The following is a 13,344-nucleotide window of genomic DNA, read 5'->3' as shown; positions in this document are numbered from 1 at the left end:
ATTTCCTCCTACATCTGAATATTTACCAGTCTTTTCAGCATTTCATTTGAGACCAGACCGATCACAAAACCTGTGATCATTCCGGCGACAAGAAGTACCGGCAGATAATACATTACGCTGTAGGTCTCCACCACGGCCATAGCTATCAAAAGCTGCCCTATATTATGAAACACGCCACCCGCCAGGCTGACTCCCATAACACTAAAGCCTCCAAAACGCTTTAAGGCCGCCATAACTGTCAGGCTCAAAAGCCCTCCTGCCAGACTGTAAATAATACTGAAATAATTTCCAAATAAGAATCCGGATAACAACACCCGGACTATCGATAATAGATATGTCTCTTTTAGACTTAATTTATATAGAGCCACTACAATGACCAGATTTGCCAGGCCCAGCTTCACCCCCGGGATTCCGATCTGAAACGGGATCAGTGTCTCGACATAACTGAAGATCAATGCCAGTGCTGTAAATACGCCAAAATAGGCCACCCTGCTTCTCAAGCTCTTCTTCCTCCTAATTCGTCACGGCGTCCAGTTCACTGCTCTCACTGCTTTCTACTTCTACGACCACCTTGTGCGGCAGACAGATAATACTCTCGCCCTGTCTGGAAATCGCCCTTTGGTTAACACACAGCTGATCCGGACAGTCTGCCTCTGTCATATCTGCTTTCCCATTTTTGATCTGCAGGATATTGGTGCCTCCATTGATCTCGATCGTCTGGTCCTCAGCAAGGCTGTAGGTTCCCTTCAGCTCTCCGTTCACCTTAACAGTCACCTTGCCGGCGCCGTCTCCGCCGATGATCTGATGTGCAAGAAACGCACAGAGAGCCACGCACACAACGATCACGATCAGCAGCTTATCTCTTTTTTCCAATTTTATCTTCATAATAGTATACCCCTTTTTTCTCTAGCACCTATTTTAACACAACAAATCTTTGCCATCAACTATATGTCATGCTATAATAGCAATGATAAATTGATAAATCGAGGTGTATTATGAGATATCGAAGGATAACCGCTCTTCTGGCCGCCTCTGTCCTTATACTTTCCGGATGCTCCGGCTTTTCGGGCAAGCGGAATCAGACCTATACAGACACACTGTTCGATACAGTTGTCAATGTCCGGATCTATGACGCGGCTGATGACTCTGTACTGAAGGGCTGCGAAGAGCTCTGCAAAAAATATGACGCTATGTTTTCCCGCACGGCAGAAGACAGTGAGATTTCAAGAATCAACAATGCTGGAGGCGCTCCTGTAGAAGTCTCTGAGGAAACAATCACTCTGATCGAAAAAGGCATCTACTACAGCGAAATGTCAAACGGTGCTTTCGACATCACCATCGGAAGCATATCTTCCCTTTGGGACTTTAAAGCCGAGTCTCCGTCAATTCCGGATGCCGCCGCCATTGCGGATGCCGTAAGCCATGTAAACTACAAAAATATCATGATCCAGGACAACACCGTCCGTCTTCTGGATCCTTATGCCAAGCTGGATGTAGGCGCTGTAGCCAAGGGATATATTGCCGACCGGCTCAGAGATTATCTGGAGGAAGAAGGCATTGATCATGCAATGATCGATCTTGGCGGCAACATTATCGCCATGGGTTCCAAGCTGGACGGCTCTGATTATAACATTGGTATCCAGAAGCCTTTTGATGAAAACGGCACTCCGATCACATCTGTCAAGCTCTCAGATAAATCTATCGTTACATCCGGAGTTTATCAGAGATACTTTGAGCAGGACGGCAAAATCTATCATCATATTTTAGATCCGGCTACCGGTTATCCCTGCGAAAATAATCTGTACAGTGTAACGATTATCACAGATTCCTCCCTGACGGCAGATGCTCTTAGCACCACCTGCTTCCTTCTGGGCTATGAAAAGGGCATGAATCTGATCAATCAGCTGAATAATGTGGACGCCGTTTTTATCACTAATGACAATCAGATCCATTATTCCAAAAATTTTCAGCACAAACAATAAAATATCTGTTATAATAAAAAAGACAAAACATCCTGGCATGGAGAAAAATAAAAGACACTTTCTTAAACCCTCCTCTGTGGACAGGATGTTACCTTTTGCGAAAAGCCAGGAGCAATGGCATGGCTCCTGGCTTTACTATTTTTTCTGATATTCTGTTCTATCTTAATAATAGCTGACTGTTGAAAACACCGCCGCGCCAAACAGGGTCACAAAAGCAATACTGATCACCAAAATGACTGCATAAATAATCAGATAGGCCCGACAGTAATTTCTGCGGTTCACGTTTCCATTTTTTCCAAACGCCCACACAAGATAGATGATCAGACCCACACAGGGGATCATCATGACCAAAATCGTCAGGATCCATTCTCCCATACTTAAAGGAGTCTGATCCATCCCCGGATCATATCCAGGCTGCTGGTACGGCTGATACTGCTGCTGATACGGCTGTTGCTGTTGCTGCTGGTATGTCTGTCCTGCGCCTGTATCATAATAGTAGTTTCCCTGGTATGTCTGTCCCGCACCTGAATTGGGATCTGTATACTGCTGATCCGTTCCTTTCTGCTGATTTTCATCCGCGGTATCAGGAACCGGCTGTGTCTCCTGATTTTCTGGAATATTGTCAAAATTCTGATCCATATCATTTCCCCCGTTCTAAAGTTCTTGATAGAAGAATCCCATTAAAGGATGATCTTCTTCGGACATTTTTCCGCACAGGCGCCGCATCCCGTACATTTTTCCGGATCAATATGTGCAATATTGTCTACTACTTTAACCGCGTCAAACTGGCACACCTTATCACACATCTTACATCCGATACATCCAACGGAACAAACCTGCATCACGTCTTTTCCTTTGTCCTTTGAACTGCACTGTACCATATGCTTGTGCTCGTACGGCACCAGTTCGATCAGTTTTCTCGGGCATACATCAATACACTTGCCGCAGGCCTTACAAGCTTCCTTGTCTACAACAGCTACCCCGTCTACAACATGGATTGCATCAAACTGACAGGCCTGCACACAGGACCCTTCTCCCAGACAACCGAAAGCACAGGCCTTTGGTCCGTTTTTCTGCATCATATTGATCATAATACAGTCATGGAGCCCTTCGTAATCATAGCTCTGCTTTGCCACTTCACAAGTGCCTGCACATTTGACAAAGGCAACCTCTCTCACCTGTTCTCCGGCATCCACACCCATGATCTCACCGATCTTGGCAGCTACAGGAGCTCCTCCTACCGGGCAGGCATTCACCGGCGCTTCACCTGCAGCGATCGCAGCCGCAAGCCCGGAACATCCCGGATATCCACATCCGCCACAGTTATTTCCCGGAAGCACGCCTAATACCGCTTCTTCTTTTTCATCTACTTCTACTGCAAATTTTTTATCTGCCAGCCCGAGGAAGATACCGATGAATAACCCAGTACCGCCTACAATGACTGCAGCCAAAATAATACCTGTTATACTCATACTTCTCTTCCTCCTATATCAGTCCCGAGAATCCGAAGAATGCGATCGCCATCAACGTTGATGTCAACAGCACGATCGGAATTCCTTTAAAGGATTCCGGAATATCATTGTATTCCATCTTCTCTCTGATTCCGGCAAGCAGCACAATTGCGATCAGATAACCCACACCTGTTGCAAAGCCGTTGACCACACTCTCCAGGATATTGTATTCATCCTGTACGTTATTCAGTGCAACACCCAGCACTGCACAGTTGGTCGTGATCAGAGGAAGATACACTCCAAGCGCATTATAGAGTGATGGCACAAATTTCTTCAGGAACATTTCCACAATCTGTACCAGTGCCGCAATAACCAGGATAAATACAATCGTATTCAGATAGTCAAATCCCAACGGCTGCAGAATGAATTTATACAAAAGACTTGCAACCAGGGAAGCCAGTGTGATAACGAAAATAACGGCTCCGCCCATACCTACCGCGGTCTCTGTCTTTTTCGAAACACCGAGGAAGGAACAGATCCCGAGGAACTGGCTGAGCACGACGTTACTTACAAGCGCAGAACCAACTGCGATTAAAATCAAATCTCCCATCTTTTCCCCCTCCTATTCCTTTCCTTTGCCGGCAGATGCTCCGCATCCGCCGCATGTTGCACAGTCTGAGCCGCATCCGGACTGGATCTTGGAGGCATCTTTGCCCTTCTTTTCCATATTGATCTTTACTTTGTTCTGAATCGCCGCAAGCACTGCAAGTACCAGGAACGCTCCAGGAGCCAGAATAAAGACAGTTACCGGAACATATCCGCCTGTTCCCGCCGCTTCATCTGCCAGCGGCAGGATCTGATAGCCAAACGCCTGGCCTGCTCCGATGATCTCACGAACCAGACCGATTGCAATCAGAGCCACCGTAAATCCAAGTCCCATGCCAAGTCCGTCAAAGATAGAAGGCAGCACCGGATTCTTGGACGCATAGCTTTCCGCACGGCCCAGGATAATACAGTTTACAACGATCAGAGGAATATAGATTCCCAGAGAGTCATAAAGACTCGGTGTAAATCCTTCCATCAGGAAGTCCACGATCGTTACAAAGGAAGCAACAACTACGATAAACGCCGGCATCCGGACAGAATCTGGAATAATCTTACGCAACATGGAAATCAGCATGTTTGACATAACCAGCACTGCCGTCGTAGACAGCCCCATACCGATACCGTTCATTGCTGAAGTGGTAACAGCCAGTGTCGGACACATTCCCAGCAGCAGGACAAAAATCGGGTTTTCATCTATGATACCATTTTTTAATCTTTCACCACATGAATTCATCAAAGCACCTCCTAAAATGCATTCTGGAAATAAGCAAGTGCCGCGTTGACAGCACCAGTGACTGCTCTGGTTGTGATGGTGGCTCCGCTTAAGGCATCAATAGGCTCTCCTTCGCCGCCGTCTTTGGAAACATAAAACTGATCTGTCTGCACACCTACATACTGTTCATAGAAGGAGGCTTCTGTTGCCTTCATACCAAGGCCGGCCGTCTCGCTGATGGACAGGAAGGAAACTCCGCTTACCGTACCGTCCGCAGTGATGCCCACGGTCACCTGAATATCTCCGCCATAGCCTTCTCCGTCTGTAGTGGTAATCACATAGCCGGTCTCTCCTCCGTCCACGGTACAGACTTCATCGATGCTTCCGGAAATGCCCAGATCTTTGATAACCTGATTCGCAATATCCGTATCTACATCAACTGACTCGAACGCATCTGCATCCGCATCCGGAAATACAGCCTGCCATGCTTCTCTTTTTGCGTTTTCTTCTGACTGAGCGATCGGCTCCTTTGTAATTTCATATGCTGCTCCCAGCAAAAGTCCTGCAACGAGTGTGATCACCGTAAGAATCAACGTATTTTTGATAATCTTGTTCATTATTTCTCTCCTCCTTTACCAAATGGTTTTGGAAGAGTAACCTTCTCAATCAGCGGAACCAGAAGGTTACTGATGATGATCGCATAGGAAACTCCTTCTGCCGAACCTCCGAAAATACGGAACAAACCGGTCAGGATACCAAGAACAATACCATAAACGTACTGGCCTTTCGGTGTGATCGGAGATGTTACATAATCAGTTGCCATAAACCAGGCACCCAGCATCAGTCCGCCGCCGCAGAGATGTGCCGTAATGTACTGCGGATCAAAGAATCCGATCTCCGGATGTGCCACATGGCCGAAGATTCCTACAAAAATCACGAATGTCACAATATAGGTTCCCGGGATACGAAGATCGATCACTCCCATCAGGATCAGAAAGATCGCACCGATGATGATGGCGATCACGGATGTCTCTCCGATGGTTCCAGGAATCGTTCCGATCAGCATATTCATCGTATCAATCTGGTCCATTGCCCCTTCCTTCACATATGCAAGAGGCGTAGGCCCTGTAACTCCATCATAGATAAAGCTGGTCATCGGGCCGGTAAAAGAAAGCAGCAGGAAGCATCTTGCTCCCAGCGCCGGGTTCATGAAGTTCTGTCCCAGACCGCCGAACAGCTGCTTGACTACCAGGATGCCAAACACACTTCCCAGTGCGCCCATCCACCAGGGAGCTGTCGGAGGCATATTAAGCCCCAGCAGGAGGCCGGTTACAACGGCACTGAAATCTCCGACTGTCACTTTCTTATGCATCAGTTTCTCATATATGTACTCTGTGAGGACCGCCGCCACAACTGTGCTGATCAGCATGATCAGCGCTGACAGTCCAAAGTTCCACACCCCAAAAATGGCTGACGGCAACAGCGCAATGGTCACCATGAGCATAATATTGCCTGAGGTCATTTTGGAACGGATGTGTGGTGAAGACGATACTTTTAATTTGTTCTCACTCACGCTTGTTCACCTCTTCCTCTCATTCTTTCCTTATTTTTTCTTGCGGTTTGCAAGTGCAATCTTTCTCATAGATCCGATTGCCTGCTTCAGCTGACGTTTTGCCGGGCAGACATAGCTGCAGGAGCCGCACTCCATACATTCAAGACCTTCATGAGCAGTAAACTTTTCCTCGTCATGATGCTCTGCATAATCCGCCAGCCTGGACGGGATCAGTCTGCTTGGACAGGCCTCCACGCAGCGTCCGCAGTTAATGCATGCCGTAGGCTCAAATTTTGACACTTCATCTTTGGTAAATGCCAGAATGGAAGAAGATGTCTTAGTCACCGGCACATCAAGCGCTACCATTGCAAATCCCATCATCGGACCGCCGGAGATCAGTTTTTCCGGCTCTGACTTAAATCCCCCGGCTGCCTCTACCAGCTCTTCATGGCTGATTCCAAACGGCACCTTAAAGTTTCCGGGTTCACTAACCGCATCTCCGCTCACCGTTACGATACGCTCCATGGACGGTTTCCCTTCCGCTACCGCCTGGTAAATGCTGATCATGGTTGCCACATTATCCACCACGCATCCCGCATCCGCCGGCAGCATAGCTGAATTGATCGCCCTTCCGGTAGTTGCATAGATCAGCTGACGCTCACCGCCCTGCGGATACTTTGTCTTCAGCGCCAGTACCTCCATCCGGGGCTCATCTTTCGTCAGTTCCTTTAATCTGGCGATACAATCCGGTTTGTTATCTTCCACGCCGAAGATTCCCTTCGCATTGTCGAAGAGCTTCAGTACGATCTTCATGCCGCCTACCAGCTTCTCCGGCATCTCCAGCATAGCCCGGTAGTCTGCCGTAATGTAGGGTTCACACTCTGCGCAGTTGGCAATCACATAGTCGATCTTTTCCGGCTCCTTCGGAGACAGCTTCACTCTGGTCGGGAAGCCCGCTCCGCCCATGCCGACAATCCCCGCGTTTCCGATTGTCTCCAGGATCTCCTCCTTGGACATTTCCTCCAAAGGCTTTACCTCCGGATATTCTACTTCTTCATACTCCCCATCGTTTTCCACGACGATACTGTTCACCGTTCCCCCTGTGGGATTCAGATGAGGCGCTATCGCTTTGACCGTTCCTGAAACAGACGCATAGACCGGCGCGGAGACAAATCCTCCCGCCTCAGCGATCATCTGTCCCTTTAAAACATGGTCCCCTGCCGCCACGATCGGCTTTGCAGGTGCACCGATGTGCTGGGAAACCGGATAGATCAGATCTCCCTTCGGCTTCAATTCGACAATCTCTTTATTTTTCGCCAAATCTTTGCCGTCGTCAGGATGAATTCCACCTTTAAATGTTAACAATGCCATCCCTTTTTCCTTCCTTCCTTTATACTCTATTTAATAATACAAGAAATGTGGCGAATTATCCAGTAAATCGCATCATTTCTTTGTATATTTCCACGAACAGCTTGTCTCTTTTTTAACACACAAAAAGGATAGAGACACCATTGCCTCTATCCTCCTCACTGTCATAAATCATACGAAAACTTTGTTCAGTTAAACCAGAATTATTCTTCCTCTGCCTTACCTTCATCTGTTGACTCTTCCGTATTTGTTTCCAGCGCTTTCATACTCAGGCTGATTTTTTTCTCTTCTTCGTTCAGATCTACGATCTTCGCGGTGATTTCCTGTCCCACGCTCAATACATCTGACGGTTTGTCCACATGAGCTTTGGAGATCTGTGAAACATGGAGCAGTGCGTCCACTCCGGGAGCCAGCTCAACAAACGCACCAAAGTCTGTCATTCTTGCCACTTTCCCTTCGATAACGGTTCCCGGCGCATACTTCTCAGCCGCGTCCGCCCACGGATTTGTCTCCGGGAATTTAAGAGACAGTGCGATTTTTGTATCATTGATATCTTTGATCAGAACTTCCAGTTTCTCACCGACCTTGAATACCTTCTTCGGATTTTCGATCCGTCCCCAGGACATTTCGGAAATATGAAGCAGTCCGTCTACTCCTCCGAGATCGATAAATGCGCCGAAGTCCGTCACATTCTTAACTGTTCCTTCAATCCTGTCGCCAACCTGAAGTTTGGCAAACAACTCTCTTTGCTTTTCTGCCCTCTCAGCAACCAGAAGCTGCCTTCTGTCGCCGATCACGCGGTTTCTTCTTGGATTGAACTCGCTGATCACAAATTCAATCTCCTGATCCTGATACTTGCTCAGATCCTTCTCATAAGTGTCAGAAACCAGGCTTGCCGGGATGAATACCCTTGCTTCATCAATCACAACGCTCAAGCCTCCGCCTAAGATCTGGGTAACCGGAGCCTTCAGGACTTCGTGATTTTCATAAGCTTCTTTCAGTCTCTCATTTCCTTTCTCAGCAAGCAGGCGTTTGTACGTCAACAGAACCTGACCCTCGCCGTCGTTGACTTTTAAGACTTTCGCCGTCATGGTGTCTCCTACGGAAACCATGGTGGTCAGATCTGCGTTCGGTTCATTGGTGTACTCATTTCTTGTGATAATACCATCTGCTTTGTAGCCTATATTTAAAATGATCTCATCGGGTTTTACATCGATGACAGTACCATCTACAACCTCTCCATTTCTGATTGTCTTAAAAGACTCCTCCAACATTTGTTCAAAAGTTAATTCTGACATGGCTTTGAACCTCCTCAATTATTTTATTGGGCGTGGATGCCCCTGCTGTAATACCTACTGTTTCCACGGACCTTAATTGATTCATATCCAAATCGTCAAGTGTCTGTATATAGTACGTATTCATACATGCATTCCTGCAGATTTCAAATAGCTTCTGGGTATTGGAGCTTCGCCGGTCTCCAATAACGATCATTGCGTCCACCCTTTCTGCAATCCTGGCGGCCTCTTCCTGCCGCTCTTTTGTAGCATTACAGATCGTATTTAAAACAATTATATCATACCCCTTTTTGCGAATGATTTCAACCAAATCTTTAAATTTATTGTAATTAAATGTCGTCTGCGAAACAATGCAGACCTGCTGGTTTTTATCTCCCGGAGAAAATCCTTCCGCATCTTCCGCAGATTGGATCACGGTGACATTTTCTCCCGCCCAGCCCCGGATTCCCTGGACCTCCGGATGATCACTATTGCCGATGATCACTACATGAGAGCCTTTCCGGCTCTCTTCCTGCGCGATCCTGTGGATCTTCTTAACAAAAGGACATGTGGCATCCACACAGGTCAGTCCCCGTCTCTCCAGACAGTCATATACTTTCTTTGCCACGCCGTGGGAACGGATGATCACAATCCCTCTTTCCAGCTCCTTAAGCTCCTCCTCGGAATAGATTACCCGCACACCTTTCTGCTCCAGATCACGGACCACCTCTTCATTGTGAATGATCGGTCCGTAGGTATAGATCGGTTCCTCCGGGTGGAGCTTTACCTGTTCGTAAACAGTATCCACGGCCCGTTTCACACCAAAGCAAAACCCGGCCGTCTTTGCCAGTTCTACCTTCAAACCTTCTTTTGCTCCTCTCCTGATACTTATTTTCTGCATAAAGCGGCGATCGTGCGGACCACCTCCTGGATCGTCATCCGGGAACTGTCTACCAGCACCGCATCCTCCGCCTTTTTAAGCGGAGCAATTTCTCTGGTGGAATCCCTCTCATCCCGCTCTCTGATATCTTCCTCAATCTCTGCAAGATTCACGTTTTCGCCCTTTTCTTTCAGTTCCTTATATCTGCGCTCTGCCCGTGTCCTCACGCTTGCCGTCAAAAACACCTTCACATCTGCATCCGGCAGTACACAGGTGCCGATATCTCTTCCATCCATGATCACGTCCTGCTCTTTTGCAAGCCTTCTTTGCAGCTCCAGAAGCTTTTCCCTGACCGCCGGAACCGCCGCGCACCTGGACGCCATATTCCCGACAGCCTCTTCGCGGAGCCTTCCGGTAATATTTTCCCCGTTCAGATAAACCTGCTGCGCGCCGTCCTCATACCGGATTGTCACATCTGCCGCTTCACATGCCTTCTCCATGCGCTCTGTCTCTTCCGGCCCTATTCCCCGGTCCAGAAAATAAACTGCCAGCCCGCGGTACATAGCGCCGGTATCTACATAAACAAACCCTTTTTCTTCCGCCACCATTCTGGCGATAGTACTTTTTCCGGCTCCTGCCGGGCCATCGATCGCTACGTTATATCCCACTTGTCTTCCCTCTTTCTTACACCTTTAATTCCTTAAATCCGCCGGCTACATTTGTACATTTTGCCGCCATAAACCTGCGGAATCCATCCACGTCCGCCCCTTTAAGCGCCTCCTTGGGAAAAGAAACCATTTTCTTCTGTCCCCGTACACCGCCGACCACCGTTCCGAACATAGAACTTGTCTCCATCAGCCGGGTAATCTCCTGATATGTATGCTGCTCCTGCTTCTCCTGAAAGGAAACCACAAACTCCTCCTCATAACAGTCGATCGATACATGCAGCTCGGTGCCCCGCTTTTCAACCCTCTGCGCATAGGCCTCTGCCCCGCTTTTGACCGCATTTTTCCGGTTGAACCCGGCATAAATGTATTTATTTCCAAGAAAACCGAGCAAAAATGCGAGCGCCCAGATCACCGCGACCTGAATGATATACTTTGGCGTCACGATCGACGGATCCGGAGACACCTGCATAAACAGGATCAGAAGTCCCATGAAAAATATCGTCAGCTTATATCCATAACCGCTGCGGCTCTGATAAAACATCAGGTACATATCCTGAAACGTTTTTTCTGTTTCTGTATATTCAAAATGATAGATTGGTTCCATGCTTATATCCTCTCTTTTACATCTCTTTATCGCTTATCCCGGATTCCCCGTCCCGCGGCACATCCTGTAGACCAGGCAATCTGCAGGTTAAATCCGCCTGTCACGGCGTCGGTATCCAGGATCTCTCCGGCAAAATAAAGCCCTTCCACCAGCTTCGATTCCATCGTACCGGGATCTATCTCTTTTGTCTTTACTCCGCCCCGGGTGATGATCGCTTCCCTGTAGTCCCGAAGCCCTGTAAGTGTCAGTGTAAAACGGCGGATCAGACGTTCGAATCCGGCCCGCTCTTCTTTTGTTATTTCGTGGACCCTTTTTTCCGGATCGATCCCTCCAAGCTCCACCATGACCGGGATCAGCTTTGCCGGAAACAGTTTCCCCAGTGCATTTTTAAATTGACGGTTCCTGTTTTCCTCAAAGTCCCGGAGTATTCTGTGGTCCAGCTGCTCGTCGGAAAGCGCCGGCTTCAGGTCGATCTCCAGCAAAAGCTCCTGGTTTTTAAGCATCTGGCCCACATGGCTGCTGGCCGTCAGCATTAACGGCCCGCTCACCCCGTAATGAGTAAGCAGCATCTCGCCGAAATCTTCATATAAAATCTTCTTTCCTCCCCGGATCACCGCCCGTACATTTCGGAGCGATAATCCCTGAAGCTCCTTGATCCAGGACTCCTTACATTCCATGGGTACCAGGCCCGGCAGGCATTCTGTCACCTGATGCCCCAGCTTCTCCGCAAACCTAAGGCCGTCTCCTGTGGAGCCTGTGGATGGGTACGAAAGACCGCCCGTCGCAAGGATACCCGCATCACCCCAAAGCCTGCTGCCATCCTCCAAAAGAAAACCAAGGAAGCCCTTCTCCTGGTCCGTCAAGATCTGCTTTACCGCACAGTTCAGACGGATCTCCACGTCCAGCCTCTTCAGCTCTCTTTCCAGGCCGCGTATCACATCCGAAGAATGGTCGGAAACCGGGAAAACGCGCCCGCCCCTCTCGATCTTCGTCCGGACGCCGATCCTCTCAAAAAAATCAATCACATCCTGATTTGAGAAGCCGTAAAAACTGCTGTATAAAAATTTCGGATTGGAAAGCACCGCGTCAAACAGACCTTCCATATCACAGGCATTGGTAATATTGCAGCGCCCTTTGCCTGTAATAAATAATTTTCTTCCCAGGCGGTCATTCTTTTCGCAGATTGTCACCTGGTGCCCGCACTCTGCCGCCGCACAGGCCGCGATCATACCAGCCGCACCTCCGCCGGCGATCAAAACTTTACTCATGCTTTTCCTCTTCCTTCTGAAATCCGGACATTTCCACTTTGTCCCCCACCAGATTCATCTCATCCTTACTGTATACCTGATACTCATCCCAGATCTGCTCCAGCGTCTCAAGCCGGGTGATCACATCGTCCTGCTTCTTCATACAAAGAGCGACCACCAGTGCATTGACTACACTCAATGGCGCCACCAGTGAATCGACGATGGATGCCATATCACTCCTGGCGATCAGATTGCAGGAAGAATACAGATTCATCGGCGAATGTACGCTGTCTGTCAGCGTGATTACCTTTGCCTTCCGGTTGCTGGCAAATTCCAGCGCTTTCAGCGTCCTCATAGAATATCTGGGGAAACTGATCCCGATGATCACATCTTCTTCCCCGATCCTGATCAGCTGCTCAAAAATCTCACTGGAACTGTTGGTACTGACAGCCGTCACATCATCACAGATCAGATTCAGATAAAAGCTTAAGAAATGTGCCAGCGGCGCACAGCTCCTGATGCCGATCACATAAATTTTTCTCGCCTTCAGAAGTGTATCCACGGCCAGCTCAAATGCATTCTGGTCAATAGCCGCCATAGTCAGCTTGATTTTTTCTATATCTGACTGCAGCACCGTTTCCAGGATCTCACCCTGGCTGATTCTTCCATAGGTCACTTCCATACGCTGGATAGAGTTCAGCTTGGTCCGCACCATCTCGCCCAGCGCCTTCTGAAAATCCGGGTAGCCATGATATCCCAGGGCCGTCGCAAAACGGACCACGGTAGATTCGCTGACCCCCACCTCTTCTCCCATCCTTGCAGCGGTGAGAAAAGCTGCCTTGTCATACTCCTCCCGGATAAAATCAGCCAGCTTCTTCTGCCCTTTGCTGAATCCGGAATAACCTTGATCGATTTTCTGCAATAATTCGTTCTTGCTTCCCATATTACGACTACCTTTTCCTTTTTGACATCTGTTTCATTATAAAGCCTGTCGGCCGAA

16 protein-coding genes are annotated in these 13,344 nt (G+C 48.4%); 1 reads left to right on the top strand and 15 read right to left on the bottom strand.

Features of this window, described 5'->3' with window-relative positions; genetic code table 11:
• Nucleotides 1–8: 8 nt before the first annotated feature.
• A complete protein-coding gene (locus tag BKD12_RS09355; RefSeq protein ID WP_070089057.1) occupies nucleotides 9–500 on the bottom strand; it encodes a Gx transporter family protein in 492 nt (163 codons plus the stop codon).
• Nucleotides 501–513: 13 nt separating this feature from the next.
• The gene (locus BKD12_RS09350) at nucleotides 514–885 is read right to left on the bottom strand and encodes a NusG domain II-containing protein (RefSeq protein WP_070089056.1); all 372 of its coding nucleotides are present in this window, start codon (nucleotides 883–885) and stop codon (nucleotides 514–516) included.
• 110 nt (nucleotides 886–995) lie between these two features.
• Here BKD12_RS09350 and BKD12_RS09345 point away from each other — a divergent pair, with 110 nt between their 5' ends.
• Nucleotides 996–1,982 (top strand): FAD:protein FMN transferase, encoded by a 987-nt coding sequence (locus BKD12_RS09345; RefSeq protein ID WP_070089055.1) that lies wholly within the window; start codon nucleotides 996–998, stop codon nucleotides 1,980–1,982.
• Between the two features lie 162 nt (nucleotides 1,983–2,144).
• On the opposite strand, the gene BKD12_RS09340 is transcribed toward BKD12_RS09345, so the two are convergent.
• From BKD12_RS09340 to BKD12_RS09280, 13 genes are all read right to left on the bottom strand, one after another.
• Nucleotides 2,145–2,621, bottom strand: a complete 477-nt coding sequence (locus tag BKD12_RS09340) for a hypothetical protein (protein WP_070089054.1) — start codon at nucleotides 2,619–2,621, stop codon at nucleotides 2,145–2,147.
• A gap of 41 nt (nucleotides 2,622–2,662) precedes the next feature.
• Nucleotides 2,663–3,454 (bottom strand): RnfABCDGE type electron transport complex subunit B, encoded by a 792-nt coding sequence (locus BKD12_RS09335; protein ID WP_070089053.1) that lies wholly within the window; start codon nucleotides 3,452–3,454, stop codon nucleotides 2,663–2,665.
• A gap of 13 nt (nucleotides 3,455–3,467) precedes the next feature.
• On the bottom strand, nucleotides 3,468–4,043 hold the full coding sequence (locus BKD12_RS09330) for an electron transport complex protein RnfA (RefSeq protein WP_070089052.1): 576 nt from the start codon (nucleotides 4,041–4,043) through the stop codon (nucleotides 3,468–3,470).
• 12 nt (nucleotides 4,044–4,055) lie between these two features.
• Nucleotides 4,056–4,772 (bottom strand): electron transport complex subunit RsxE, encoded by a 717-nt coding sequence (rsxE, locus tag BKD12_RS09325; RefSeq protein ID WP_070089051.1) that lies wholly within the window; start codon nucleotides 4,770–4,772, stop codon nucleotides 4,056–4,058.
• Between the two features lie 11 nt (nucleotides 4,773–4,783).
• The gene (locus BKD12_RS09320) at nucleotides 4,784–5,368 is read right to left on the bottom strand and encodes an RnfABCDGE type electron transport complex subunit G (RefSeq protein ID WP_070089050.1); all 585 of its coding nucleotides are present in this window, start codon (nucleotides 5,366–5,368) and stop codon (nucleotides 4,784–4,786) included.
• The gene (locus tag BKD12_RS09315) at nucleotides 5,368–6,324 is read right to left on the bottom strand and encodes an RnfABCDGE type electron transport complex subunit D (RefSeq protein ID WP_083262920.1); all 957 of its coding nucleotides are present in this window, start codon (nucleotides 6,322–6,324) and stop codon (nucleotides 5,368–5,370) included. The genes BKD12_RS09320 and BKD12_RS09315 overlap by 1 nt, the downstream gene beginning before the upstream one ends.
• 30 nt (nucleotides 6,325–6,354) lie before the next feature.
• Nucleotides 6,355–7,674 (bottom strand): electron transport complex subunit RsxC, encoded by a 1,320-nt coding sequence (rsxC, locus tag BKD12_RS09310; RefSeq protein WP_070089049.1) that lies wholly within the window; start codon nucleotides 7,672–7,674, stop codon nucleotides 6,355–6,357.
• Between the two features lie 200 nt (nucleotides 7,675–7,874).
• Nucleotides 7,875–8,969, bottom strand: a complete 1,095-nt coding sequence (gene rpsA / locus BKD12_RS09305; RefSeq protein ID WP_070089048.1) for a 30S ribosomal protein S1 — start codon at nucleotides 8,967–8,969, stop codon at nucleotides 7,875–7,877.
• On the bottom strand, nucleotides 8,950–9,807 hold the full coding sequence (gene ispH, locus BKD12_RS09300) for a 4-hydroxy-3-methylbut-2-enyl diphosphate reductase (RefSeq protein ID WP_070089471.1): 858 nt from the start codon (nucleotides 9,805–9,807) through the stop codon (nucleotides 8,950–8,952). Before ispH ends, rpsA begins: the two co-directional genes overlap by 20 nt.
• Nucleotides 9,808–9,833: 26 nt before the next feature.
• A complete protein-coding gene (cmk, locus tag BKD12_RS09295) occupies nucleotides 9,834–10,493 on the bottom strand; it encodes a (d)CMP kinase (protein WP_070089047.1) in 660 nt (219 codons plus the stop codon).
• A 16-nt stretch (nucleotides 10,494–10,509) separates the two neighbouring features.
• The gene (locus BKD12_RS09290; protein WP_070089046.1) at nucleotides 10,510–11,097 is read right to left on the bottom strand and encodes a hypothetical protein; all 588 of its coding nucleotides are present in this window, start codon (nucleotides 11,095–11,097) and stop codon (nucleotides 10,510–10,512) included.
• A 26-nt stretch (nucleotides 11,098–11,123) separates the two neighbouring features.
• Complete coding sequence (locus BKD12_RS09285) at nucleotides 11,124–12,365, bottom strand: BaiN/RdsA family NAD(P)/FAD-dependent oxidoreductase (protein WP_070089045.1); 1,242 nt, start codon at nucleotides 12,363–12,365, stop codon at nucleotides 11,124–11,126.
• The gene (locus BKD12_RS09280; RefSeq protein ID WP_070089044.1) at nucleotides 12,358–13,287 is read right to left on the bottom strand and encodes a MurR/RpiR family transcriptional regulator; all 930 of its coding nucleotides are present in this window, start codon (nucleotides 13,285–13,287) and stop codon (nucleotides 12,358–12,360) included. The genes BKD12_RS09285 and BKD12_RS09280 overlap by 8 nt, the downstream gene beginning before the upstream one ends.
• Between the last annotated feature and the right edge of the window lie 57 nt (nucleotides 13,288–13,344).

It is taken from the genome of Merdimonas faecis (genome assembly GCF_001754075.1).
Classification (GTDB): domain Bacteria; phylum Bacillota; class Clostridia; order Lachnospirales; family Lachnospiraceae; genus Merdimonas; species Merdimonas faecis.
Note: the sequence above shows the minus strand (reverse complement) of the source record. Positions and strands in the feature narration are given on the sequence as shown.

Bases quoted from the DNA above. Each gene is read 5' to 3' on its own strand.
- BKD12_RS09350 (WP_070089056.1), bottom strand. From the start codon at position 885: ATGAAGATAAAATTGGAAAAAAGAGATAAGCTGCTGATCGTGATCGTT.
- BKD12_RS09345 (WP_070089055.1), top strand. From the start codon at position 996: ATGAGATATCGAAGGATAACCGCTCTTCTGGCCGCCTCTGTCCTTATA.
- BKD12_RS09340 (WP_070089054.1), bottom strand. From the start codon at position 2,621: ATGGATCAGAATTTTGACAATATTCCAGAAAATCAGGAGACACAGCCG.
- BKD12_RS09335 (WP_070089053.1), bottom strand. From the start codon at position 3,454: ATGAGTATAACAGGTATTATTTTGGCTGCAGTCATTGTAGGCGGTACT.
- BKD12_RS09330 (WP_070089052.1), bottom strand. From the start codon at position 4,043: ATGGGAGATTTGATTTTAATCGCAGTTGGTTCTGCGCTTGTAAGTAAC.
- rsxE (WP_070089051.1), bottom strand. From the start codon at position 4,772: ATGAATTCATGTGGTGAAAGATTAAAAAATGGTATCATAGATGAAAAC.
- BKD12_RS09320 (WP_070089050.1), bottom strand. From the start codon at position 5,368: ATGAACAAGATTATCAAAAATACGTTGATTCTTACGGTGATCACACTC.
- rsxC (WP_070089049.1), bottom strand. From the start codon at position 7,674: ATGGCATTGTTAACATTTAAAGGTGGAATTCATCCTGACGACGGCAAA.
- rpsA (WP_070089048.1), bottom strand. From the start codon at position 8,969: ATGTCAGAATTAACTTTTGAACAAATGTTGGAGGAGTCTTTTAAGACA.
- BKD12_RS09290 (WP_070089046.1), bottom strand. From the start codon at position 11,097: ATGGAACCAATCTATCATTTTGAATATACAGAAACAGAAAAAACGTTT.
- BKD12_RS09285 (WP_070089045.1), bottom strand. From the start codon at position 12,365: ATGAGTAAAGTTTTGATCGCCGGCGGAGGTGCGGCTGGTATGATCGCG.
- BKD12_RS09280 (WP_070089044.1), bottom strand. From the start codon at position 13,287: ATGGGAAGCAAGAACGAATTATTGCAGAAAATCGATCAAGGTTATTCC.